Annotated in this window: 25 protein-coding genes and 1 pseudogene; 12 read left to right on the top strand and 14 right to left on the bottom strand. The window is 60.0% G+C overall.

Annotated features, from left to right (window positions below; translation table 11 throughout):
* The first annotated feature begins 165 nt into the window (after positions 1-165).
* Complete coding sequence (locus AC0QTX_RS20475) at positions 166-309, top strand: hypothetical protein (RefSeq protein ID WP_474605666.1); 144 nt, start codon at positions 166-168, stop codon at positions 307-309.
* 93 nt (positions 310-402) lie between these two features.
* Here the strand turns inward: AC0QTX_RS20475 and AC0QTX_RS20470 are convergent, their stop codons facing one another.
* Positions 403-1,530 carry an AI-2E family transporter gene (locus AC0QTX_RS20470; RefSeq protein WP_474605665.1) on the bottom strand — a complete coding sequence of 376 codons (1,128 nt, stop codon included), beginning with the start codon at positions 1,528-1,530 and terminating at the stop codon, positions 403-405.
* A 379-nt stretch (positions 1,531-1,909) separates the two neighbouring features.
* Between AC0QTX_RS20470 and cls the strand changes: the two genes are divergently transcribed.
* Positions 1,910-3,391: a cardiolipin synthase gene (cls, locus tag AC0QTX_RS20465; RefSeq protein ID WP_474605664.1), complete on the top strand. Its 1,482-nt coding sequence runs from the start codon at positions 1,910-1,912 to the stop codon at positions 3,389-3,391.
* Between the two features lie 224 nt (positions 3,392-3,615).
* Here the strand turns inward: cls and AC0QTX_RS20460 are convergent, their stop codons facing one another.
* Positions 3,616-4,263, bottom strand: coding sequence for a trimeric intracellular cation channel family protein (locus tag AC0QTX_RS20460; RefSeq protein ID WP_474605663.1), 648 nt, complete (start codon positions 4,261-4,263; stop codon positions 3,616-3,618).
* A 562-nt stretch (positions 4,264-4,825) separates the two neighbouring features.
* Between AC0QTX_RS20460 and AC0QTX_RS20455 the strand changes: the two genes are divergently transcribed.
* Positions 4,826-5,704 (top strand): hypothetical protein, encoded by an 879-nt coding sequence (locus AC0QTX_RS20455; RefSeq protein WP_474605662.1) that lies wholly within the window; start codon positions 4,826-4,828, stop codon positions 5,702-5,704.
* A 134-nt stretch (positions 5,705-5,838) separates the two neighbouring features.
* Here AC0QTX_RS20455 and AC0QTX_RS20450 read toward each other — a convergent pair whose 3' ends face one another.
* Positions 5,839-7,221: an HTH domain-containing protein gene (locus tag AC0QTX_RS20450; protein ID WP_474605661.1), complete on the bottom strand. Its 1,383-nt coding sequence runs from the start codon at positions 7,219-7,221 to the stop codon at positions 5,839-5,841.
* A gap of 162 nt (positions 7,222-7,383) precedes the next feature.
* On the opposite strand from AC0QTX_RS20450, the pseudogene AC0QTX_RS20445 reads away from it, so the two are divergent.
* Positions 7,384-7,512 (top strand): annotated as a pseudogene (locus tag AC0QTX_RS20445) (fasciclin domain-containing protein); the annotation flags it as partial.
* A 122-nt stretch (positions 7,513-7,634) separates the two neighbouring features.
* Positions 7,635-8,063: a response regulator gene (locus AC0QTX_RS20440; RefSeq protein WP_474605660.1), complete on the top strand. Its 429-nt coding sequence runs from the start codon at positions 7,635-7,637 to the stop codon at positions 8,061-8,063.
* Positions 8,064-8,343: 280 nt separating this feature from the next.
* Here the strand turns inward: AC0QTX_RS20440 and AC0QTX_RS20435 are convergent, their stop codons facing one another.
* A complete protein-coding gene (locus AC0QTX_RS20435) occupies positions 8,344-8,529 on the bottom strand; it encodes a hypothetical protein (protein ID WP_474605659.1) in 186 nt (61 codons plus the stop codon).
* A gap of 210 nt (positions 8,530-8,739) precedes the next feature.
* Between AC0QTX_RS20435 and AC0QTX_RS20430 the strand changes: the two genes are divergently transcribed.
* Positions 8,740-8,985 carry a CsbD family protein gene (locus AC0QTX_RS20430; RefSeq protein ID WP_474605658.1) on the top strand — a complete coding sequence of 82 codons (246 nt, stop codon included), beginning with the start codon at positions 8,740-8,742 and terminating at the stop codon, positions 8,983-8,985.
* A 159-nt stretch (positions 8,986-9,144) separates the two neighbouring features.
* Here the strand turns inward: AC0QTX_RS20430 and AC0QTX_RS20425 are convergent, their stop codons facing one another.
* The 4 genes from AC0QTX_RS20425 to AC0QTX_RS20410 all read right to left on the bottom strand — a co-directional run bounded on the left by AC0QTX_RS20425 (position 9,145) and on the right by AC0QTX_RS20410 (position 11,962).
* Positions 9,145-9,387, bottom strand: coding sequence for a DUF6894 family protein (locus tag AC0QTX_RS20425; protein WP_474605657.1), 243 nt, complete (start codon positions 9,385-9,387; stop codon positions 9,145-9,147).
* Between the two features lie 39 nt (positions 9,388-9,426).
* Positions 9,427-9,753 carry a response regulator gene (locus AC0QTX_RS20420; protein ID WP_474605656.1) on the bottom strand — a complete coding sequence of 109 codons (327 nt, stop codon included), beginning with the start codon at positions 9,751-9,753 and terminating at the stop codon, positions 9,427-9,429.
* Positions 9,754-9,793: 40 nt separating this feature from the next.
* On the bottom strand, positions 9,794-11,383 hold the full coding sequence (locus AC0QTX_RS20415; RefSeq protein WP_474605655.1) for a sensor histidine kinase: 1,590 nt from the start codon (positions 11,381-11,383) through the stop codon (positions 9,794-9,796).
* Between the two features lie 192 nt (positions 11,384-11,575).
* The gene (locus AC0QTX_RS20410) at positions 11,576-11,962 is read right to left on the bottom strand and encodes a response regulator (RefSeq protein ID WP_474605654.1); all 387 of its coding nucleotides are present in this window, start codon (positions 11,960-11,962) and stop codon (positions 11,576-11,578) included.
* A 199-nt stretch (positions 11,963-12,161) separates the two neighbouring features.
* On the opposite strand from AC0QTX_RS20410, the gene AC0QTX_RS20405 reads away from it, so the two are divergent.
* Together AC0QTX_RS20405 and AC0QTX_RS20400 are read left to right on the top strand one after the other, a co-directional pair.
* Complete coding sequence (locus tag AC0QTX_RS20405) at positions 12,162-12,377, top strand: hypothetical protein (RefSeq protein WP_474605653.1); 216 nt, start codon at positions 12,162-12,164, stop codon at positions 12,375-12,377.
* A gap of 185 nt (positions 12,378-12,562) precedes the next feature.
* Positions 12,563-12,901: a hypothetical protein gene (locus AC0QTX_RS20400; protein ID WP_474605652.1), complete on the top strand. Its 339-nt coding sequence runs from the start codon at positions 12,563-12,565 to the stop codon at positions 12,899-12,901.
* 115 nt (positions 12,902-13,016) lie between these two features.
* On the opposite strand, the gene AC0QTX_RS20395 is transcribed toward AC0QTX_RS20400, so the two are convergent.
* The 4 genes from AC0QTX_RS20395 to AC0QTX_RS20380 form a co-directional block, all read right to left on the bottom strand.
* The gene (locus AC0QTX_RS20395) at positions 13,017-13,259 is read right to left on the bottom strand and encodes a hypothetical protein (protein WP_474605701.1); all 243 of its coding nucleotides are present in this window, start codon (positions 13,257-13,259) and stop codon (positions 13,017-13,019) included.
* A gap of 523 nt (positions 13,260-13,782) precedes the next feature.
* Complete coding sequence (locus tag AC0QTX_RS20390; RefSeq protein ID WP_474605651.1) at positions 13,783-15,465, bottom strand: sensor histidine kinase; 1,683 nt, start codon at positions 15,463-15,465, stop codon at positions 13,783-13,785.
* 274 nt (positions 15,466-15,739) lie between these two features.
* On the bottom strand, positions 15,740-15,976 hold the full coding sequence (locus tag AC0QTX_RS20385) for a hypothetical protein (RefSeq protein ID WP_474605650.1): 237 nt from the start codon (positions 15,974-15,976) through the stop codon (positions 15,740-15,742).
* A gap of 103 nt (positions 15,977-16,079) precedes the next feature.
* Positions 16,080-16,430 (bottom strand): response regulator, encoded by a 351-nt coding sequence (locus AC0QTX_RS20380; RefSeq protein ID WP_474605700.1) that lies wholly within the window; start codon positions 16,428-16,430, stop codon positions 16,080-16,082.
* Between the two features lie 105 nt (positions 16,431-16,535).
* Here AC0QTX_RS20380 and AC0QTX_RS20375 point away from each other — a divergent pair, with 105 nt between their 5' ends.
* The 4 genes from AC0QTX_RS20375 (at position 16,536) to AC0QTX_RS20360 (ending at position 18,770) form a co-directional block, all read left to right on the top strand.
* Complete coding sequence (locus AC0QTX_RS20375) at positions 16,536-16,841, top strand: hypothetical protein (RefSeq protein ID WP_474605704.1); 306 nt, start codon at positions 16,536-16,538, stop codon at positions 16,839-16,841.
* A 317-nt stretch (positions 16,842-17,158) separates the two neighbouring features.
* On the top strand, positions 17,159-17,359 hold the full coding sequence (locus AC0QTX_RS20370; protein ID WP_474605649.1) for a NepR family anti-sigma factor: 201 nt from the start codon (positions 17,159-17,161) through the stop codon (positions 17,357-17,359).
* Between the two features lie 186 nt (positions 17,360-17,545).
* The gene (locus AC0QTX_RS20365) at positions 17,546-17,860 is read left to right on the top strand and encodes a hypothetical protein (protein WP_474605648.1); all 315 of its coding nucleotides are present in this window, start codon (positions 17,546-17,548) and stop codon (positions 17,858-17,860) included.
* Positions 17,861-18,362: 502 nt separating this feature from the next.
* Complete coding sequence (locus tag AC0QTX_RS20360; RefSeq protein WP_474605647.1) at positions 18,363-18,770, top strand: DUF1236 domain-containing protein; 408 nt, start codon at positions 18,363-18,365, stop codon at positions 18,768-18,770.
* A gap of 309 nt (positions 18,771-19,079) precedes the next feature.
* Here the strand turns inward: AC0QTX_RS20360 and AC0QTX_RS20355 are convergent, their stop codons facing one another.
* Both AC0QTX_RS20355 and AC0QTX_RS20350 read right to left on the bottom strand, forming a co-directional pair.
* Positions 19,080-20,156, bottom strand: a complete 1,077-nt coding sequence (locus tag AC0QTX_RS20355; RefSeq protein WP_474605646.1) for a hypothetical protein — start codon at positions 20,154-20,156, stop codon at positions 19,080-19,082.
* Between the two features lie 529 nt (positions 20,157-20,685).
* Positions 20,686-21,327 (bottom strand): alpha/beta hydrolase family protein (locus AC0QTX_RS20350; protein WP_474605645.1); only part of this gene is annotated, 642 nt, incomplete at its 5' end.

The following is a 21,327-nucleotide window of genomic DNA, read 5'->3' as shown; positions in this document are numbered from 1 at the left end:
CGGGGCTAAACCGCAAGGGTACAGCCCGATAAAAAACACATCTGGGCCATTCATGGCCGATGTCGACCGGCGTTCGATCCACCGGTCCCCACTAATCCGCCAGCAGAGGGGGACCTTTGCGCCGGAGTGCAGTTGAACCGAAAACGGCAATCAACGGAGAACGGGATGCGCACCCCTCGAACACTCCCTCGCATGCTGGGAATCTTCAGGCATAGTTGGATCTATTTCCTGGGCGCGTCGATCCTGGGCATCGTGTTGCTGACCTGGTACCACCTCGATCCCTCGACCGCTCCGATCGCCCTCTGGTAGGCCGAGCGAAATCCGCACGGTCTGGAGCGCCGGGTGGCCATCACGCATCCGAGCTGGCAGGGCGATCCGCAGGGGTAGCAGCGCCCTGGCGGTTCATTCGGTCCGGAGCCGGACGCGGAAGAAGTCGAAGATGACCCGGATCGTCGCGAGGGTTGGGACGGCAAGGAGTACGCCGGTGATCCCGGCCAGCGATCCGCCCGCAAGAACACCGAGGAAGACGAGAACCGAGGGAACCTTGATGGTCTGGGCCTGGATGCGGGGCGTCAGAACATTGCCCTCCAATTGCTGGATGGCCAGGAACAGAATTCCCGTCAGCACGGCAGCTGTCGGTGAGATGGAGAAAGCCACCAGCAGGGCCGGGATGGCACCGATCCAGGCGCCGAGGTAGGGAACGACCGCCGTGATCGAAACCCAGGCGCCGAGCGCCAGTGGATAAGGCACTCCGATCAGGAACAGCGCCACCGCGGAGAGCCCTCCTTGGATGGCCAGCACCAATGCAAGCCCGCCTAGGTAGCGCGAGAGGGCATGACAGAGTGCATTCCAGAACTCCAGGGCATCGTGGCGGTAGTGTCCCGGGACGCTGGTCAGGTAGGATGCCTTGAACGACCTCACGTTGGCCAGCAGCGATGCGGCGATGAAGATCACCGCGAACAGGGTCAGCGCCCAGCTGAAGGTCCCGAAAATGATCCCTACTGTTCGGCCGAGCACGTTGTTGGCGATCACCCCGAGGCTGTCCCGAATGTCCGTGATCAGGCGGCCTGCGACGGCCTCCGGTGTGTCGGGCAGCAGGTCGCGGGCATCCAGCGCCTGGAGTGCCCGCACCAGGTACTGCTCCAGGTTCTGTACCAGGCCGGGCAAGGCGGCCACGAGGGCACCGGCCTGAGACACGATCAGGGGCAGGAGGATGTACGCCAGCAGAAGCAACACGGCGAGCAGGATCAGGAACGAGAACAGAATGGCCAAGCTGCGCGGAACATACTGCGCGAAGAAGTGAACCGGGAACGACAGCACGAGCGCCACTGCGAAGCCGGCGAGGGCCACGGCAGGCACGATGGGCACCGACCATAGGATCAGAACCAGCAGGGCGGCCAGTCCGACAAGGATCAGACGCCACGTGATGGGGGAGATCCGGATCGGGGTGGGCTTGCGTACTGCACGTCTCCCTGGAGACCGGTGCGACGGCAGGCGGATGGGTTCGGGAGGTGGGTTTCTTAATTCCATCGCGCGCTCGACATAGATGCTGAACGGTGTATTCGGCCCATCACGAGCCCTTCCCGAAATGCGCCTTCAGCCTGCTAACGCGTGAGTTCGGCTGCGTGGCGCAACAGACGGTGTCTTCCGGCCGGGCGCCGGACATCATTTCGTACACGTCGAAGTCGGGTGCTCCAGGCAGGTGCTCAGGCAGCCATGCTGTTCGCCGAGGAGGGCGGCGCGGAAAAACAGCGCTAAGTAATGTTCGTATACACCTCGCGCTTCTCATCGATGATCGACAGGGTCTGCAAGAAACCTGGCATCAGAGGTCTGAAGTGCATGCCGTTTCCCGCTCACGGGATGCAAGACGATCTCAGGGCAAAACCTTTGTGTAAAGGAAACTGTAGGCATGACCTGGACCTCGGCCCTCGGCTGGTTCTTTGCGGCCTATGCGCTGCTCACCGGCATCTTCATCCTGCTGGAGAACCGCCGCCCTCAGGCGATCCTTGCCTGGATGCTGCTGTTCCTGACGCTGCCCGGCATCGGGCTTGTCATCTACGCCCTGTTCGGACGCGACCGGAAGGCCTTCAGCCGGCAGCGCAATCTCGCGCGTCAGAACCTGGAAGGAACGGCCGCGCCGCTGTTGAAGCAGCTTCTGGCCCGCCAGGACGAGGAGATCGGCAGGCTGGAGACGCAAAGCCCGGTTCACCGGCGGCTCATGTCGATGGTGCGGCGCAACTCCCATTCCGCCCTGACCACGCGCAACCGGGTCGCGATCCAGCAGAACGCATCCACGTTCTACCCCAATCTGATGGAGGACATGAGAAAGGCGCAGCGCACGATCTATCTTCAGTTCTACACCTGGGCCGACGACGCCTTCACCCGCGAGCTGAAAGCCATTCTGATCGAGCGGGCCGCTCATGGTGTCGAGGTGCGCCTGCTCTATGACCCGTTCGGCTCGTTGTTCCGCCTCACCCGGCGCTACAAGCGCGAGCTCAGCCAGGGCGGCGTGAAGGCAGCGCCGGTGTCGGCTCTGTACTGGCTGCACACGATCTCGTACCGCAACCACCGCAAGATCGCCGTCATCGACGGGGAGGTCGGCTACACGGGCGGCATGAACATCGGCCAGGAGCACCTCGACGGCGGCCCCGGCTTCGACCGCTGGCGGGACACGCAGGTGCGCCTCGAAGGGGAGGCGGCGGCTGTATTGCAGGTGGTGTTCCTCGTGGACTGGTACAACGCCACGGGCGAGGACCTCTTCGCGGCGGATCGCTTCCCGTCGCTTGCCAACGGGGCGCTTCCCCCAAGCTCCGAGGACGCAGGCGCGTCCGACCCGTATGTGCCGGTGCAGATCCTGACCTCGGGCCCGGACTCGGAGTGGCGTGCTATCCGCCAGCTCTACTTCGCCATGATCATGTCGGCCCAGCATCATGTGCGCTTGCAGACGCCGTTCTTCATTCTCGATGCCACCATCGCCGAGGCGCTCAAGGCGGCAGCACTGGCAGGGCTCAGGGTCGAGGTGATGGTGAGCGACCGCGGCGAGGGGCTGAACCAGACGCCATACTGGGCCGCCAACACCTATCTGGCGGAGGTCGCGGCTGCCGGAGCGCGGGTGCACATGTACGGGGCAGGTTACCTGCATGCCAAGACCCTCAGCATTGACGGCGAGGTCTGCTCCATCGGCTCGGCCAACCTCGACATCCGCAGCTTCAGCATCAACTACGAACTCAACGCGGTGATCTACGATGCGCGGCTCGCGCAGGAGCTGGAGGCGGCGTTCGATCGGGACATCGAAGACTGCTACCCCTTCGATCCGGCCGAGTACCGCCGCCGCCCGGTCCTCAATCGGCTGCGGGATTCCACAGCGCGGCTGCTCTCGCCCCTGCTGTAGAATCGAGGGCGCCGCCACGCCGCGGCTGCCGCCCAGGTGTCAAAACCAGTCAAGCGGATGGTTCCGGATCTGCATCGGCCGTGCGGGTGTTCGAAAGGACGACCACTGGGGTTCCGACCGGGAGGAATTGTGAAGCCTCGAGACGGCGCGTGCTTCACATCCCGGATCGGTGCGGAAAGCCGCTGCCATGTTGCCGGTATGGCACAGGGTGCGGGCTGCGCCCATCAGAGGCGATCGATCTCATCCCGCGACCGTCCGGGCCTCTGCCGGTAGCGCGGCAGGGACCAGTCCCACCGCAGCGCCGCCGCCCGGATGGCAAGCCCGGCCAGGAAGCCGCCGGCAAGCGCGTATTCTCGCGGGAGCCCGACCGCTGCCATGGCAACGAAGATCGCCGCCCCGCCGAGCGCAGCCGACACATAGATCTCGCGGCTGAGGATGACCGGGCTCTCGCCGCCCAGCACGTCCCTGACGATGCCCCCGAAGGTTGCGGTGATCACCCCCATGGCGACGGCCACGATGGGCCCTGCCTCCGCCAGCAACGCCTTCTCGGCTCCCGTCACTGCGAACAGGGCCATGCCGATCGCATCGCACCACAGGAGGAGCTTGAGCCGGGACTGCGGGATGTGCGCGAGGAAGAAGGCCGCGCAGGACACCAGTACGCAGGTGACCAGATAGGCCGGCTCGCGCACCCAGAACACCGGCAGGGCATTGATGAAGGTATCGCGGATCGTTCCGCCGCCGATGCCGGTGGCGGTGCCCAGCAGCACGAAGCCGACCAGATCCATCTGCTTGCGCGAGGCGACCAGCGCCCCGGTGGTGGCAAAGACCACGATCCCGAACCAGTCGAGCAGGGCGGCGAAGGTGTCGAACATCGATCTGGATTCCATCAGGACGAGGAGGCGTCGGGCGGCGAGCGCCCAGGAGCCTCGGCTACGGCAGGGTGTCGCCCCTTAACCTGCCATATCACCAGCATGGTGTTCCAGCGGCGCTCGCCGCCGGCCGCGAGGCGCCCAGGGCCCGCAGGCCGGGCAAGCTGAGCGGAGGACACGGCTCCTGACGGTGAAGCGGGAAAAGGGGGGGCATGCCCGCATCCTTGTCGCGGCAATCTCGCCTGAGGTCCGATGGCCGCGCCGGTCGAAGCAGTCGTCCTGTCAGCGAGCCCGCGACTCAGAACGGGCCGTTCTCAGGCTGCATATTCCTATCTGTGCTGCAGCATAGGAAGTAATTTCAAGCTGTGCTTTAAATAGAACTGTAGCTTTGCTTTAGATGATAGCGGGCATTTGGGGTATAGATGAGAAAGCATTCCAGTTGAAAGCGTGACGCCTGATGAATTATTCTTTGTGAAAGGCAACTTCATCTGGATCTAAGATGTTTTACCTCAAGTTCGCCGGACCATGCCAAGCGGTCATGTGGCGGAAGACACCGAGGTTAAAAATGTCACGCTTTCACAATTTCGCGTTGACGGGCTTGGGTCTGTTCCTTGCCGGTTCGACCTCAGCCTATGCGCAGGCTCCCATGACGGGTGCGCAATGCGTGCCCATGGTGGCCAACCCATCCATGTATGGCGATTGCAGCCTCCGCATCGTGCGCGGGCAGGAGGTCTGTACCTGCAGGATCCTCCCGCAGGCCCTGCGCGCCACGGGCCTGCAAAATCAAACCGACCAGAGCAGTGACAAGACGGACACGACGGGCAGCGTCGCCGGAGGCACTGGAGGCACAGGTGGCTCGGGTGCAGGCGGCTCCGGCGGTACGGGCGCGGGCGGCACCGGAGGCACGGGTGCAGGCGGCTCCGGCGGTACGGGCGCGGGCGGCACCGGAGGCACGGGTGCAGGCGGAACTGACGGTTCAGGCACCGGCGGCACCGGTGGTAACGGCACCGGGGGAACCGGTGGTTCGGGCGGCAGTGGCGGCACAGGTGGTGGCACCGGCACCGGCGGGACCGGTGGCACAGGCGGTAGCGGCGGCACTGGTGGAACAGGCGGGACCGGTGGATCCGGCGGCACGGGCTCCGGTGGCGGCACGGCGACCGGCGGTGATGCGACCAGCGGCGGTGCCGTCGGTGGCAATGCCTCGGCCGGCAGCGGCGGCACGGCGACAGGCGGCAACGCCACCAGCGGCGATGCTACGGGCGGCAACGCCTCGGTGGGTGGTTCCGGCGGCGGCTCGGCAACAGGCGGCAACGCGACGAGCGGCAATGCCACGGGCGGGAACGCCAGCGTGGGTGGCGGTTCGGGTGGCGGCTCGGCGACGGGCGGCAATGCGACGAGCGGCGACGCCACCGGAGGCAACGCGTCGGTCGGCGGATCGCAGTAACCGCGCCGCGCCGGTCAGCCGGCGCAGCCTCGGCACCTTGAACGATGGGCGGCCTGGATCATCCAGGCCGCACCCGCACGCCGGCGCGGCTTTCGTAGGGTCCGGAGGTATCCTCCAGGCTCTTCAGAGCGTTGTCACGCTGCCTTCCAGGACTGCTGCGCCGTCAGCTTCTCGATCTGCTCGTCTGCCCGTTTCGCCGCGGGGCGATGAACGTGCGGCTCGATATAAGCCTCGAAGGTGCGGCGTTTCTCGATCATGCCCGTCGCCATGCCCCATTGCAGGTGGCTGGCGAGCAGGACGTCGGCGGCGGTGAAGCGATTGCCTGCCACATAGGTTCGATCCTCCAGCCAGGCGGAGAGCGTATCGAGCACGCGCGGATAGGAGCCGTAGCCGAAGCGCATTTCCATATCGGACGAGGGATCCCAGCCGAGGGCGTGGTTGGAGGCGGCAGGCTCCAGGCAGCCGACGGTGAAGAACAGCCAGCGGTAATAGTCCCCCCGATCCTGGGGCTCGGGCGCAAGACCTGCCTCGGGGAAGGCATCGGCCAGATAGGCGCAGATGGCGGCAGCCTCCGTCACAACGATTTCGCCGTGCTGGATCGCCGGCACCTTGCCCATGGGATTGACGGCGAGGTATTCCGGTGCCTTCATCGTGGTCCCGTAATCCAGCACCTTGAGGGTATAGGGACGGCCGATCTCCTCCAGCATCCAATGCACGATACCGCCGCGCGATTGCGGATTGGTGTAGAAGACAAGGTCTGCGCTCTTGGTTTGCGTGCTCATGGGAATCTCCCGGGTGTTGTGTGAACGGGAGACTGAATAGCGCATGCCACGGTCAGATTCTGGCAGCAGCGTTTGCCGCCATTCCTTCATGAGCTGCCGTCGCGGCCGGGGCAGGCGCTCGGGCAGGATCTCCGCCGCCTCGATCCGGTCGGTGCGGAAATGCCGGAAGCTGTCCCGCAGCTCGCACCAGGCGACCAGCACGCGGGTCGATTCGAAGAAGCCGATCGACACGGGCCAGATGATCCGCTCGGAGCGCGCGCCCTTCTCGTCGGTGTAGCTGATGGACAGCTTGCGCCCTTCGTTCAGGGCGCGCCTCAGATGCGCGAGATCGACCGGCTGCGGCCGGTCCCAGCCGTGACCGACCACCAGGGCGTCGTCCTCCATGCGCTCGCGCAGATCGGCGGGAAGGACGGCGGCGACTTTGGCTATGACGTTGCGGGCCGCCTGTCCCATCCCCTCGTCGGTGCGCCGCCCGACCCATTGCAGGCCGAGCGCCAGCGCCTCGATCTCCTCGGGCGAGAACATCAGGGGAGGGAGCAGGAAACCGGGCTTCAGCACATAGCCGAGCCCCGGCTCGCCCTCGATCTGGGCGCCCATGCCCTGGAGCGAGACGATGTCGCGATAGAGCGTGCGCAGCGAAATCCCCGCCTCGCGCGCCAGCACCGCCCCGCTCACCGGGCGGCGGTGCCGGCGGAGGATCTGCAGGAGGTCGAAAAGGCGTTCGGCGCGGGACATGAGCCAAAGCTTAGCACAGGATGCTGTCAGGTTGTGACAGCAGGCTCGGGGTGTGGCGCGCGGCGGTGAGCGTGTCACCCCTCAGGCGGGCGCTTCTACCCGCCCTGCGCCAGGAGAGCAGCTACCTTCTCCGGCAGCATGTCGGCCTGCAAAGGCGCTTGCAACGGTAAGATGCTGACGGTCAGTGCCAAGGGCAGCGGTGTCATGATTAATGATGCCAAAGTCACTGCCGCTGACATAACCGCATCGAACGGCGTAATCCACGTCATTGACAGTGTGATCCTCCCGTAGACCAACTGACAAAACAGGCTGGAGCGTCTGAATGGCGCTTCAGCCATGGAATCGCAGTACGACCGCACTCCGGCCCTAGGAGCCGTCAGAACGGCCATTGCTCTAGTGGAACCCATGTTGCCATGATTGCACACACATCAGTTCAGCCCTACTGCGTCATCATCGAGGATCAGGCTCTCATTGCCATGTCCTTAGAGGCTTATTTTGAGGATGTCGGCTTTGCGGTGTATACCTTGACCTCAAATGCGCAAGCGCAAGCATGGCTGAAGGACAACACACCCGAACTCGCCATCTTGGATTTCATGCTCAGGGATGGCCCAGCAACACAGCTTGCGGGCGAGCTTCATAGTCGCGGCGTACCGTTCATCGTCTACTCGGGATACGCCCGGCATCTTGGGGTGCCGTCCCAACTGCAAGAGGTGCCGTGGCTTGAAAAGCCCACCCACCGTGAAGACTTGTTGAACGCGCTTGTTGCGTTACCGTCGAAGAGCACATCTATCGCTGCTCTAAGTCCTCCGCCATCGGCGCAGAACTGGCCGAATTGGTATTGAGCCTTGGTTTGCCGCAGAGGCTCAAGCTGTGAAAATTTACGAGAAACGTTCTGCTTCTGATCGGGGTCGTTCTCCGCAGCAGGATCATCCCGCGCAAGAAATGGAGAGCCATCCCAGCGATCTGGAATGTGATCCGGTTGGCATGGTGCCCACGACGTGAGCCCAGTTTCGTCAATGCAGTCTGGATTATCCCCTCTCGGGCGAAGGAACGCGAGTTGAGGGATGTCTGCTATAGGTAAGGGGCAGTATCAGACCTCCCTTGCCACGACATTAACCTACTTCAGGCTGTGAACACCCAGACCAGCATCTGAATCGCGCCAACGACGATTAAGGTGAAACCAGCCACACGGGTGGTCGTGGCCGTCTTACGGCGCGCGTCAGGGGTATTCTCCCCCATGAGTAGGATGTAGGAGCGAGCAATGGCAGCAAGGCCGATGACCGTCCACAGGACGGATAGATAGAGCATTGGATACCCCTGTTACCGTTGTTTCCCTCTCTATCACGAACATGGGGACCTTGTTCGCCTTCGTCTGAGTGTCCTTCAGAACGGTCATGGGGGCCATAAGCCAGCGCATCATAGTTCCTATATTGGCTCCTATGTGATGAACTCCCCACACTCCGTGACCGTGTTGAAAATTCTTTCCAGCATCGGGCCATATACACCCGTCAGCGTTTTATGCTGCAGGAACGGCTCAACTCACTGCACGTTGAACCAGCAACTGAGGAGATAGTTATGGTTGATAAAAATCGGGTTGACGGTTCCGCCAAGAACATCGGTGGCAAGGTCAAAGAAGGCATCGGCAATGTAACCGGTGACTCCAAGATGAAGACTGAAGGCAAGACGGATCAGGCCGAAGGAAAGATTCAGAACACCATCGGCGGCATCAAGGATTCCATCAAAGACGCCTTCAAGAAGGACTGAGGGAGGGGTAACCCCCTTTCTCCGTTTATTGAAGTCATTGCCCATACGGCCTGGATTATCGCAGCGCGCTCACAGCAGCGGGCGCGGGCTTGTCGAAGCGATACTACAGAGCTTCTGATGGGCTGCGAAACGGGCTTGTGCAAGCCGTCGCGCGGCGTGTCAATCCACCTGTCCAGTGGCCACCGGGAAAGAAACGATCAGCACGGTCTGACCGGTTTCATCAGTAACCTCGACAGCCATCTTGTTGAGTGCTCCGGGCGGAAGGTCATCCCACAAGTGGCAAAGCTCGCAGGCCACAGACACAGCCTCGGTTCGGGCATCATGGATGCTGGCCAACTCCGTCCCTATATGGTCTCGGTCGAGACCGTCGCCGTCGTGGACGTGAAAATAGTACCGGGGCATGCCGAATCCAAACCAAAAGTCCTGACAAAAGCTAAGGCGTCAATGCGCGATCTTCGCGATGGCTTGGGCCAAGTCCTGACCCAAGAACGGCTTCTGGATGCGAACGGCGTCGCGATAGCCATCGATGAACCCTTTTGAGCCGTAGCCACTGGCGAACAGGAACGGGATGCCGCGCTGCCGCAACACGTCAGCAACAGGAAAGCTTAGCCGCCCATCGAGATTGACATCAAGAACGGCGAAGTCGAAGTCACCGACCTGTGCAAGCGGCAGTGCCTGATCCAAGCTTGTTGCCATCCCTGCAACATCGAAGCCAAGTTCAATCAACAGGTCTTCGACGTACATCGCGACCATGACTTCATCTTCCACGATTAGCACCCGTCGTGGCTTTGTACTCTGGCCCATCGTCTCAAAACTCTCGGGAAGCGATTGTCGGTAAAGGGGTATCAATGATGCAAGTCACCCCACTCACTGGATAGGAAAGCTGGACCGACCCGCCGTGTTCTGCTGCCAGTCCACGCTCAATAAGGCGCGTACCAAAGCCCTTACGCCTTGGTGGCGTGACTTCTGGCCCGCCCTGCTCAGACCAGACCATATGAAGTCTTTGCTGCCCGTCTGCTTGTTCGACCTGCCAATGAAGGCTCACTTTTCCGCACTCGTTCGACAGGGCACCGTACTTGATTGCATTGGTAGCGAGTTCATGAAGTGCCATTGCTATGGCTAAAGCAGTCTTAGAGGACAGGTGGACCTCTGGTCCGCTGACCTCAAACCGCTCCTCGCGATCACTCCGATGCGCTCGCAGCGCCATCTCCACCACCCTGTCGAGTGTAGTCCCCTCCCAATTGTGCTCTGTCAGGAGGTTGTGAGCGTCTGAGAGCGCGATGAGGCGCGCATCAATCCGTTCGCGGACTTCAGTTTCAACGGCGCTCGTCCGGAGGGTCTGTGCTGCAACGGATTGAACCGTCGCCAGAGTGTTCTTGACCCGGTGATTTAACTCGTTGATCAGAAGCTCTCGGTGCTTTTCCGCCTCCCGCCTCTCGGCAATCTCTCTCTGGGCCGCATCATAGAGGCGGGCGTTGTCAATGCCGATAGCTGCTTGCCCCGCAATGCCGACCAACAACTCCTCATGTCGTGTAGTGAACCGCGCAGGCTCAGGATGGCCAAAGAATAAGCCTCCCAACACCTCGCCTGATCGCGACTTCACGGGGACGGCTAAGTAACTTCTCACCGGGAGGTGGCCCTCAGGCATTCCGTGGTAAGGGGCATTTTGCCCATATCGTGGATCGGTGAGGATATCATCGGATCGGATAAGGCCGTCGCCATTGAAGGTAGGTGCGAACACATGGGTCGCGCGCGGGTTCGGGAACTTGGAGAAGTTCTCCCGTGGCACGCCAGAGATCGTATAGAGCGTCAGGGCATCTCCGCGCGCATCTGTGATATTGTAGAAGAACGCACCGAAGCGTGCTCCTGTAAGGCTTACTCCCGCGTCCGTGACGATCTGAACAAGTCTTTCAAGGTTAAGCTCGGCAGAGACTTCTGCCATGGTTCGGTTCAGGGTCTCAAGATGTCGCTTCTCTTCCAAAAGGATGTTGGCAATCCTTTGCTGCTCAGAGATGTCGGTATTTGTTCCGAACCAGCGAGTGATCCGCCCTTGGCCGTCTCTGAATGGTTGAACGCGAGTCAGAAAAGGTCGGAAGAGGCCATCTGCGCCTTTCAGTGGAATAGTCATCTCCCAAGGCTCACCTGCCTCAGTGGCAGCCTGCCAACGCTGAAGGATCTCGGGCAAAGCAGCCGGATCATGAATGGATTGCCAACCTTGGCCGAGCATTACGTCAGGAGTTGTTCCGGTGTAGCGATACCATTTTTGGTTATACCAGAACGGGCGACCGTCACCGGCTGCGATCCAAGCAAGGTGTGGAAGGTTTTCGGCAAGAGCAGCTAGGTCGGCTGCCTCAGGGGCCATGACAGGCGGCGCGGCTGCCAAGGTCGCGTCAGTCATAGACGCCAACCAGGCGTTGAAGCGTCAATGCGGAGCATGCGCAAGGCTAGTATCCCCCCTACAGCGGCGTTGGTTATTGTGCGGCGGGAGAATGAATCAACCGATGCACTGAGATCTTGCGGGAGATTTTTGAGCCTTGGTCGGATGCCTGTGCATCCGTCAGCCGCTTGGCGGGCGACGTGAGCGTCGAACTCAGGCTGCCTCGGTATGGCATGGCTGGTTGGCAAGGGCATCGCGCAATACCTCTGCCAGAGACTGGTAGCTGAAGGGCTTAGGCAGAGTTAGATTGCTTCGGAAGCGAGGGGGAAGTCCCGTCGATCCGTATCCAGTCGCAAAGATGAAGGGAATGCCGCGCTCGGTCAGGATGTCTGCCACCGGGAAGATCACCGATCCATTGACGTTTACATCAAGAATGGCCGCGTCAAGTACAGCAGACCGCGCTAGATTGATTGCATCGTCCATTTTAGCCGCAGGTCCAACGACCTCACTGCCGAAGTCGAGCACCATATCCTCGACAAGCATGGCAATCATAGCTTCGTCCTCGACAATCAGGACGCGACAACGTGGTTTCTCACCCATGCAGGGCTCCCTTGCTGGGACAATGGCAAAGCCATGATTAACGGTTACGCTTCAGGTGGGTTCCACTTCAGCTTCAAACCTGCTTTGTGTTGCTCTCGTAGGCAATTGGCTGCGGCTGTAGCGACGATGTGGGACGTAAGGGAACCTTCCTGGCAGCCAAGTATTGCGCCAGTGTCTTCGTCAGCAGAGGAGGCTTACCATGGCCGACACCACCGGCACCAAAGACGCCACCTACAATCTCGTTAGCGTTCTCTACCATGCTCTCCAAGGGGCAGACCTGTACGAGCAGTATGCCAGCGATGCTGGAGGCGATCAGGATCTCGCCGCCTTCTTTCGCGAAGCTCAACAGCAAGAAAAGCAGCGCGCCGACCGGGCTAAGCAACTCTTGGCCGAGCGTCTTCAGCAGAGCGGCTAAACTCTGCCGGGCTGCGCCTGCCCGATCTGCCAAGGTCTTGGTCCTGACCCCTTTCAACTTCAAGCTCCTCAGCTATCAGAGCGAGTAGCACGCTTGTGAAAGATCGTCAGCCTCCGAGAGCCGGCAATGGTCCTGCGATTGAGGGCTCAAAGTCCGTTTATTTTGCTGGTTCGGAGGAAAATCCCATGAAGAGCATTCCCGCTTTGGCCTTCCTGTTTGTGTCTTCAACCGCTTACGCGCAGACCACCGGGACGCCAGCGCCCGCAACGCCACCTCCAGCCACTGATGATGGCGGTGGACTAGGGTGGCTGTGGCTTCTGGTTCTGCTGGCGATCATCGCTGCTGCGGTCTGGTATTTTATGAAGAAGAAACGAGCTGCGACAACAGCCTCTGACGTGGTCGGAGTGAACCGCACAGAGGGAACGACCACAGGACCGACAACGACGGGAACAACCGGCTCATCGAACCCGCCCGCAGGTCCCAATGTCTACCCTGCCAAAGACCCCAAAGATCTCAAGCACTAAGCGCCACGAGCCCGCATACGCCTCGTGATGTGTTCGATGTTAGCTCAATCCATGAGGGCCGAACTACCACATGGTCGGTCGGCATCTCACATGGACCACCCATATTCTGCGGACGCTATTGAGCCAGCCCTGCTACTGCTAGGAAGAACGGGGTCAGCCCTCGGAGCGGAGTATCAACAGCCCACCCGAAGAGGTTTAGGTCGGTTCCGATTTGTCTGCCAAGCATCGGCAGAAGGAAGATGATCCCAAGCAGAATAAGGAAACCGAACCGTTCCAGCTTTGCGAATGGCTTTGCCAGTAAGTTGGGCAGAATGCTCAAGACGACTCGGCCTCCGTCCAGAGGTGGTAGGGGAAGCATATTGAAGATCGCCAGTATCAGGTTTAGCAGGATCGACTGATAAAGCGTCTTCACGAGCCAGGGTGCTATTGCCTCCGGCAGCAGCGGGACAGTTCGAAGAAGAGCAGCCGAAGAAAGGCCAGCGCCACATTCGTCAGAGGACCCGCCATGGCGACAAGCGCCATGTCGCGGCGTGGATGGCCCAAACGCCCGAAGGCAACTGGAACGGGCTTTGCCCACCCAAACAAGAAGGGTGCCTTGGTCAGGAAGAGAAGGGCGGGAATTAGGATCGTTCCGAAAGGATCCACATGCTTCAGCGGGTTGAATGTGACACGGCCCAGACCGTGCGCTGTATCGTCCCCTAGTTTCCAGGCGGCATAAGCATGTGCCGCTTCATGGAAGGTTATGGCAATAAGGATCGGCACAATCCAAGTCGATGCCGAATAGATGGTGCTAGGGAAGTCGAAGCAATAATCCTCTTTGTTGCGCCGTGTTGATGATCATGAGGCGCGACCAAGTTCGATATGCGTTGGGTATCGCAAGCTCAGGCTGGCTCCATATCGACACCTGCCTCGGCCTGATCCTTGATACTGTCATCAACGCTCAAATGGATCGTGAACGTAGCTTGCAGGCCATCGTAGTTGTAGATCGTGTCAACGGTGCCCTGAAGTTCACGGACGATCGTTTGCTGGATTAGGCGGGATCCGAAGCCCTGACGTGACGGTGAAACGATTGGATGGGCGCACCTCTCTTGCCATTTGAGCGTAAGGTACCGGTCCGACACCGCCCAACTGATCCTGACGCTTCCTCCGCTTGCCTGGAAGGCTCCGTGCTTGGTCGCATTGGTCGCCATTTCGTGAATGGCCATCCCGAGCGCGATAGCCACTTTACTCGTCAGATTGACGGCAGGACCGTTCAGCAACAAGTGTGACCCGCCCCGAAAGGGCTCCAATTCTTTCGTCAGCAGTTCGCGCAATTCCACCCCGGACCATGCCGCTTCAGTCAGCAGGTTGTGTGTGCTTGAGAGGGCCAATAAGCGTGCAGAGAAGGCTTGCTCAAAGGCAGCCATGTCATGCGAGTTCCTGATCGTCATCCGGCTGATTCCCTGAATCGTGGTGAGCGTATTCTTCACCCGATGATTCAATTCCTGAATCAGAATGGTCTGTTGGTCCTGACGCTTGCGAAGCATTTGCGCTGTGTTCCGCATGATCGCGGCAACTGTGTTCACTTCGTCCAAAGACGTGCTGGGAACGTCGATCACCTTCATGTCGCGCATAGCCGCCGCTTTAACCTGCAAGACATTGATGGCTTTGGTGATCCGTTGCCCCATGAGAGACGCGAGGGCCAGAGCCAGCAGCAGAGCCATCGAAAGAAGGGTCAGGCCGATGCCGATGATGTTGCGGCGTGGTGCTTCATAGACCTCGGGCAGGGCTGAGACACCGATCAGCCAGCCGGTGCTCTCCATGCGATAGTATGCGCCAACGACCTTTGTTCCCTCCAAGGTGTATACGTCCTGCCAGAGACCGCCCTGGCCGGGAGGCACATCCTTCGTGATCTCCCATCCACTCCGCGCCATCGGTTTACCGACGGATTGATCATGAGCCTTGGACCGGGCCAGGATTTTACCCTCGCGATCATTGATCGCGGCGATCCATCCTTGCGGCACATCATCCAGAAGCTTCCTGAAGTAGGCGGCTGGGACACCCGTTGTGAGCGCAAACCTGATCTTGCCCGTGACGGCAGGCACCCGAACCGGAACAGAGAGTGTAACCGCCCACTGGCTGGTAACCGGTGCCCAGATCAGATCTGATGTATAGGGACGCCCCTCGGTGAAGATCACGGGGTCACCACGCCCTAGAAAGGCGGGCAGGCGTGCTCCACGGGGCGTCCTCGTGTTGAGTAGTTGTTGGCCATTCTCGTCCCGAACTGTGAACCACACGTCTGGTGGATGGTCTGTCTGCTCAAGCCGAGAGCGAAAGTCGTCCATGTCGCCTTCGAGCAGCGTGGGGCTGGCCGACAGCACGTTGAGGCTGGCCTGGAATGCTGCAAGGCGGTTGTCGATCTGTAAGGCGACGGCTTGAACCTGCCGCTCAGCCAAGCTGTTGATGCGCTGACCCTCTTGGCGCAGGTAAGCCCATCCGATGAAACTGCTCGCGAGCAGGATCGGAAAGGTGAGCGCCAGGGCATAGAGGCGAAGGTGCCCGGTGATCGAACGAGGTCGCAGCATGAAAGACCGGCTCATCGAGAGATTAGGCCGCGTTCTTCAGGGGGAAGGTCGGACCTCAATGAGCGGACGAGTACCACGAACCGATCTACGGAGGATACAGCCCCCGCGCCGCAGAAGGGGCTCATAGAAAAGATGGCGTAGGGTCTCTTCGAAGCTCTTACGCTCAACCACGCGCTCCTGGCACAACGTGCACCGTGCGTTTTCTGGCTCCCCAGCCAAATCTGGCATAGGCCGTCTTCACATGACCTGACTCGGCTGGCCCGATTGGCTCTATTCAGTTGTCTTCCCTGATTTCCGCGCCTCCGAGCCACGCGAGAACAGCATCGAGCGTGGGGAACTTGTGTTCAGTTTTAGTGAAGGGAGCTGGCATTGTCTCGGGCGGAACATCGTTCAGCAGTTCCGCTGTCCACGTCGCCGCTCTCGGCCCGTTCTTCACGACGTCACCAATGAGGGCACCGTCGAGTTTAAGGTCGTAGCTCCCCGGAGCGAGCTTATGAAGGGCATAGGGCATCAAGCCTGTCCTCGTTCAAGCATGAGGCTGACCACAACGTCGTACACGAGCGATGGGGCTTAGGTCACCACTGATCTGGTCATCAGGGCCGCGATCTGCTCAGTTAGGGTATCAGGGTAGACCGGCTTGGGAATGAACACTGCCGATGGCGGAAGATCACCTTCATCGGGGAATGCCTTGCCCGAAATGACAAGCACCCCGACCTCCGGCCAACCTTGTGCGACCAGCCGCGAGAACTCGAAGCCGTCGAGCGAACCGGCATGTTAACATCCGTCAGTACGACGCTGACACCCACCCGTCGTTTTAGGGTCTCGAAGGCTTCGTCGGCATCCTGGGCTTCTAGCACCCAAAATCCGGCCTCCCGCAGGATGTCAACTTGAGTGGCTCGCACGAGTGGCTCATCCTCAACGAGAAGGATGGTGGGCTGGTTCAGAAGGGGTCCACGCGGCTTCATGGATGCGGAAACGGGAGGCCGCAGGACTTGGTTCCTTATGTTGCCTTGGAACTGATCTTTAACCTTGGCCGTTAGCCAAGCATGTAACGATCTGATTTGGTGCCTGTGACTGACATCGTCGAAATTCACTGGAATGCCCGTCCACATCTGGCTGGTCTGCGCATCAAGGTTGGCGGCGGCGCACTCGATCCTCGCGCCGAACTCCTGTTCAAGCAGGTGCGTGAAGGCGCGGCGGCCTTGTTTTCCGGCTGCGTGACCCTCGTTCGCATTGCGACCCGCGACAAAGATCCAAGCCCGCGATTGCGGATCACCCGCAATGGAGTGGTCCAGCATGATGTTGGAGCAATGGAAGCATTAATCGAGCATGTCGCTCAGCAAGTTGCCCACTATGAAAGCGAGAAGTGCGATTAGCAAAGCTCATCTGCCTTCCGGTTCGGGTGGGAGCTCAAGGCAGTTCGCAGATAGTGCGCAGCACCTCAGAGCGTCTGACTCGTTGGATAAAATAGGCGCTTGTCTTTAAGTACATATTCTTAGCTTCCGGGGTATATTTTTCTATCAGCTTCATTTTGCAAAGCTAACTCACCCAGCCTGCACATTCTAAGTTCCATTTAACTACTGCTTAGCTGAAACTCACGACTTCGTTACAGGTTGTTAACCTACGTTAATATTGACCTGACTGATTTCTGGGGCGGCGTCGGTGGATCAGAGACATTACCTGAGGCTGTATCATGCAGTTTATTACCCGAGAGCTTTCAAGCAGAGACGAGAACAATGCCTTGAACCCGCAGTTCTGGGATGACCGGCTACGGGCTGGCATCGCGCGTGATCTGCGCTCTCACTATCAGGATACAGTCGATCAGGCGTTGCCCCAACGCCTTTCTGCTCTGCTTCAGCAACTTGAAAGGCGGCTGCACTCGCAGGAGTCTTAGAATGCGGTGGCAGTCTATGGAGACAGCACCCCAGGATGGCACTCCTGTGCTGATCTTCACGCAATGGCACGACCGCGTAATTGGGCGCTGGTCGCCGTATCGACGGATCTGGGTTGACACCAGTCATGGGGTTGTTGTCGCGACCCGATGGATGCCCTTGCCGGAACCGCCAGCCGAGGTGTAATCATGACACCCCGAGCCCTCGCGCGTCGCGCCACCGAGTTTGCCATGCTGGCTTTGGTTACGCATGACAGCTTACGCACCGAAACGCAGCAAACCCTTGCAGCCTTGGCGGATATTGAGCGGCGCTTTGAAGCCGACCGCGAGCGGCTGCGGCGTTGGACAGAAGCGAGTGTCGAAACGCAGGACCTATGGGCCGAGTGTGAGAGGAACTATCAGCAGGAGCGGGAGCCGCACATCCGCAAACTTCAGCGGCTAGAGCGTCGAATGAAAGCGCACCTGATGTGTGATCCGCAACGTGCGGAACGGCTGAGATCCTAGAACGTGTGGTGCGAGCCAGTACCCTGTACCATGTACATCTGACACGCCATCGTCACCATGCCCGAAATGAATGGCGTGCTTTCTATCTTACACACACATTGCTGCCACTTAGGGCGGCCTTAAGTTGAAGATGATCGCCGAGATCTTGGTTAGCTGTCGCTCTGCCGGGCACTGTTATTAGCTGGCCGGATTTGACAGCTAAGCCGCCACTGGTGCATCGGCGACCAATATCTCACAGATAGCTCCGGTCGATTTTGCCAAAGTACGTCATGGCATTTCCCCATGGCGCTTCGCAAGTTCGAGAATATCGATGACACGCTTCCTCGGAGCTGCCGCGCTTAATCTTGTAATCCGATAGCTGCATCATTCATGCAGCGTTCATTTCGATGAATACTTATTAATACCTTATTATTAATTTGCGTAGGCTTGAAACTACATTGAAACGGCCGCGTTAAATTCACAACGGGCAACAAGCCCGCAGCTATACTTCAGGAGTTTATCCATGTCGAAGAAGATCCTTCTCGCTGGTGCTGTCCTTGCGTCCCTTGCCCCCGCAGCCGCCTTTGCTCAATCCGGCGGCGCAGCGGCAGGTGCTGCTACCGGCGCGGTTGGCGGTGCGGTTGTCGGCGGTCCCGTCGGCGCTGCGGTGGGTGGCGTCGCAGGCGCTATCGTGGGCGGCATCGCAGATCAGCAGCAGCCGGAGTTCCGTACATATGTGACGACCCAGAAGGCTCCGTCTTACACCTACAAGGAAGAGGTTCGTGTGGGTGCCGTTCTGCCTGAGTCCGGCGTGACCTATTACGAGGTGCCTGCCGAGTACAAGGTGAAGGGCTACCGCTATACGGTGGTGAACAACACCCCCGTGCTGGTCGAGCCGAGCAGCCGTAAGATCGTGCAGGTCATCCGCTAACGATCACGTATTTCCGGGAGAACATGGGCGGTCCAATAGGGCCGCCCATTTCATGTACGCAGGAGCGCGGGGCGCTTCTTCCTTGAACATCCGAAGCCGACAGCCGCACGCCGCATGCAAGCACAAGAGTCCGATGGCCCGTGTTGTGATCTAGCGGGCCTAGATTTGAGATCTTTCACACGACTTGTCCCAGATCATGCCTATCGCCGTTTAGAGAGTATGCAATCGACGGGAGGATCTTGCATCCGGTAATTATACCTATCTGAGAACCAAGCTCGTTACCCGCATAGCCGTGTGTAGCCCCAAACGCTAGCCAGTTTGCATCAATGCTCTCACGATCGCAGTAAGCTCGAGAGCGGCCCGATGAGACGGGCTCGTATTGTAATAATCATCGCCCGTCCTGAAGGTCTGATGCTGAAGCACTCCCTGGATCATACGTGGGTTAGCGGTGCCAAAGAATGTCACAGTGGCCTTAGCCGCCCGGCGGAAAGCATGAGGACCGAGACGTTGGCCAAGGACGGCTCCGGTGGTCTCAGTGATCGCTGCGCCGACTCCAGGGTAGGTAAGGGGATCGCCCGCCCGCGAGATCCACAGCGGCCCTGCCGGCTGAACCTCAGAGGCTATAGCAGCTTCCTCGACCTTTCCCGTCTCGCGCGCTTTTTGCGCAATGAGGATCGGGCGGAAGATTGCCAGGTACCGGTCCACCAAGGGCGTGTGATACTCAGGCACCTGTCGCTCATCGGCCCGCCGGCCTTTTGTCTCAACCGCTTCGAGAATGATCCACCACCGCTCGTCAATCTTACGGAGGCTCTTACTCAGGGTCAGTTGAGCGAGGTTCTTATGCCGGATCGGATGGACGGCCAGGAGTGCAATCATAAGGCCATTTCGGGCCAGAACGGCTCTCTCCTTAGGGGTGAGGTGGCTCGCATTCTCCGCCTCACGGAAGAGGGTCTCGCCGACCTCCAGCAACTGGTCGGACGTGAAGTTCTCGTTGCGTATTCTGGCTTCCACATTTGCGCGTAGGTCAAACTCAATGTCTTCCAGCCAATCAAGCGCGTGGTGGGGATCCAAGATCTCGGCCATCCTCCGCAATTTATATATCGTCATATCAACAGTGTAGCTTTTCCACTGGGTCGATACTGTGCTTAAGAACCTCTCGATTGCGTCCGGTCGCACGTGGGAGCCGGCCACCGCTGAGCAGTTAAGAAAGCCAGCTTCTTTCTCTGCCTGCAGGAAGTAACCATATCGCCGCTGCAGATCATCGCGTGTGTCCTGGCTCAAATGTGCTGCGCGTCCACCGAGCCGCACTCGTACGGTCGACTGAGATGCTTGGGCCCAGGCTTTCTGATCGCTTTCGGGCCAGGAGGAGAGGGGAAGAGATCTCATTTTCGTCTCCTCACAGCCCGGACGCTGCTGCGCTACAGGGTGCGAAGTGCCTACGCTGCCACAGGCCACGGCAACGGATCCGGTCTCGATCGCGCCTGCCGCCGAGTGAACCCACGGGCCGGATCGGACGGCCGCGCCTGCCATCACCAACTCAAGTATTGAGGGAAGAGGACCACGATCATAGGTTCATCGGCGGTGGATGCGGCCGAACTGGTGCTTTCCGGCAAAGTGGCAGGCCGGCAGGACGTTGCATGAGTTGCTGCCCAGACTTCGATCCCGCCATCATCGGGAGCGATGCGCTGTGGAGGCTAATGTCTCTTGATGGCACTGGGCCGACCTTAGCCGTACTTCCGCAATGGAACTGCGAGGGGACCTTCACGCGATCTCACTTGAGGGCTCAGGTTGACCTCAAGCTGACATTCAGCAAGGACTGCTGTGCTTTGAGATCACCGGTGCGATCTGCTCGTGGCGCGCCTCGTCACTCGCCCCGAAGTGCATACCCATCTGTAGGTCTGCTCCCAGAGGGTGGTTATCTCAGTGCCGCGTCAAGCCAGTTGAACACGCGCAGGTCCCTGAGCCCGTAGCCCTTCGGCTCGCAGTGCAGGTCTGCCCCGTCGGCCACTGAGAAGGACACCAGGGTCTTGGGACAGGTTAACAGGTCATAGAGCCGGCGCGACTGCCCGGGCCAGAAGGCCTCGTTGACCGGTTGGGTGATGAGCATGGGGCACTCAATCTGCCCGATGACATCGAAGAGGCTGTAGTCCATGCTCGCCCTGAAGGCATCGTAGTACGAGGTTACGCCGTAGGGCCTCATGCGAAAGACAAGGGCGGCTTTGGTGGTGGGATCAAGTGACCGGGCCAGGTACCCGTCAAACTCGTCCTTGCGGCCAGCCCTCAGGAGTTCCAGCATCGGCGGCGGCAATGTCGCGGTCCAGGAGGCGGAAACATCGACCACACCCGGATCGGCAACGGCCGCAGCGATCCTCTTCTCGAAAGCCACGGCGCGGGGAACCCAGTAGCCGCCCTGGCTGATGCCCTGGATCGCGATCCTCTTTGGATCGACACCCTCGCGGCTCAGGGCAAAGTCGACCACTGGCGTGATGACATGCTCCCAATCAGGCCGGAAGGTGAGGCCCTGCTTCCACAGCGCATATCCCTGCCCGGGACCATC

This window comes from Microvirga sp. jy35, from assembly GCF_056148915.1.
Note: the sequence above shows the minus strand (reverse complement) of the source record. Positions and strands in the feature narration are given on the sequence as shown.

What these genes read in the sequence shown, in the direction of transcription:
- AC0QTX_RS20475 (WP_474605666.1), top strand. Translation starts at nt 166, where the DNA reads ATGCGCACCCCTCGAACACTCCCTCGCATGCTGGGAATCTTCAGGCAT.
- AC0QTX_RS20470 (WP_474605665.1), bottom strand. Translation starts at nt 1,530, where the DNA reads ATGGAATTAAGAAACCCACCTCCCGAACCCATCCGCCTGCCGTCGCAC.
- cls (WP_474605664.1), top strand. Translation starts at nt 1,910, where the DNA reads ATGACCTGGACCTCGGCCCTCGGCTGGTTCTTTGCGGCCTATGCGCTG.
- AC0QTX_RS20460 (WP_474605663.1), bottom strand. Translation starts at nt 4,263, where the DNA reads ATGTTCGACACCTTCGCCGCCCTGCTCGACTGGTTCGGGATCGTGGTC.
- AC0QTX_RS20455 (WP_474605662.1), top strand. Translation starts at nt 4,826, where the DNA reads ATGTCACGCTTTCACAATTTCGCGTTGACGGGCTTGGGTCTGTTCCTT.
- AC0QTX_RS20450 (WP_474605661.1), bottom strand. Translation starts at nt 7,221, where the DNA reads ATGTCCCGCGCCGAACGCCTTTTCGACCTCCTGCAGATCCTCCGCCGG.
- AC0QTX_RS20440 (WP_474605660.1), top strand. Translation starts at nt 7,635, where the DNA reads ATGATTGCACACACATCAGTTCAGCCCTACTGCGTCATCATCGAGGAT.
- AC0QTX_RS20435 (WP_474605659.1), bottom strand. Translation starts at nt 8,529, where the DNA reads ATGCTCTATCTATCCGTCCTGTGGACGGTCATCGGCCTTGCTGCCATT.
- AC0QTX_RS20430 (WP_474605658.1), top strand. Translation starts at nt 8,740, where the DNA reads ATGCTGCAGGAACGGCTCAACTCACTGCACGTTGAACCAGCAACTGAG.
- AC0QTX_RS20425 (WP_474605657.1), bottom strand. Translation starts at nt 9,387, where the DNA reads ATGCCCCGGTACTATTTTCACGTCCACGACGGCGACGGTCTCGACCGA.
- AC0QTX_RS20415 (WP_474605655.1), bottom strand. Translation starts at nt 11,383, where the DNA reads ATGACTGACGCGACCTTGGCAGCCGCGCCGCCTGTCATGGCCCCTGAG.
- AC0QTX_RS20410 (WP_474605654.1), bottom strand. Translation starts at nt 11,962, where the DNA reads ATGGGTGAGAAACCACGTTGTCGCGTCCTGATTGTCGAGGACGAAGCT.
- AC0QTX_RS20405 (WP_474605653.1), top strand. Translation starts at nt 12,162, where the DNA reads ATGGCCGACACCACCGGCACCAAAGACGCCACCTACAATCTCGTTAGC.
- AC0QTX_RS20400 (WP_474605652.1), top strand. Translation starts at nt 12,563, where the DNA reads ATGAAGAGCATTCCCGCTTTGGCCTTCCTGTTTGTGTCTTCAACCGCT.
- AC0QTX_RS20395 (WP_474605701.1), bottom strand. Translation starts at nt 13,259, where the DNA reads ATGCTTCCCCTACCACCTCTGGACGGAGGCCGAGTCGTCTTGAGCATT.
- AC0QTX_RS20390 (WP_474605651.1), bottom strand. Translation starts at nt 15,465, where the DNA reads ATGCTGCGACCTCGTTCGATCACCGGGCACCTTCGCCTCTATGCCCTG.
- AC0QTX_RS20385 (WP_474605650.1), bottom strand. Translation starts at nt 15,976, where the DNA reads ATGCCCTATGCCCTTCATAAGCTCGCTCCGGGGAGCTACGACCTTAAA.
- AC0QTX_RS20380 (WP_474605700.1), bottom strand. Translation starts at nt 16,430, where the DNA reads ATGAAGCCGCGTGGACCCCTTCTGAACCAGCCCACCATCCTTCTCGTT.
- AC0QTX_RS20370 (WP_474605649.1), top strand. Translation starts at nt 17,159, where the DNA reads ATGCAGTTTATTACCCGAGAGCTTTCAAGCAGAGACGAGAACAATGCC.
- AC0QTX_RS20365 (WP_474605648.1), top strand. Translation starts at nt 17,546, where the DNA reads ATGACACCCCGAGCCCTCGCGCGTCGCGCCACCGAGTTTGCCATGCTG.
- AC0QTX_RS20360 (WP_474605647.1), top strand. Translation starts at nt 18,363, where the DNA reads ATGTCGAAGAAGATCCTTCTCGCTGGTGCTGTCCTTGCGTCCCTTGCC.
- AC0QTX_RS20355 (WP_474605646.1), bottom strand. Translation starts at nt 20,156, where the DNA reads ATGAGATCTCTTCCCCTCTCCTCCTGGCCCGAAAGCGATCAGAAAGCC.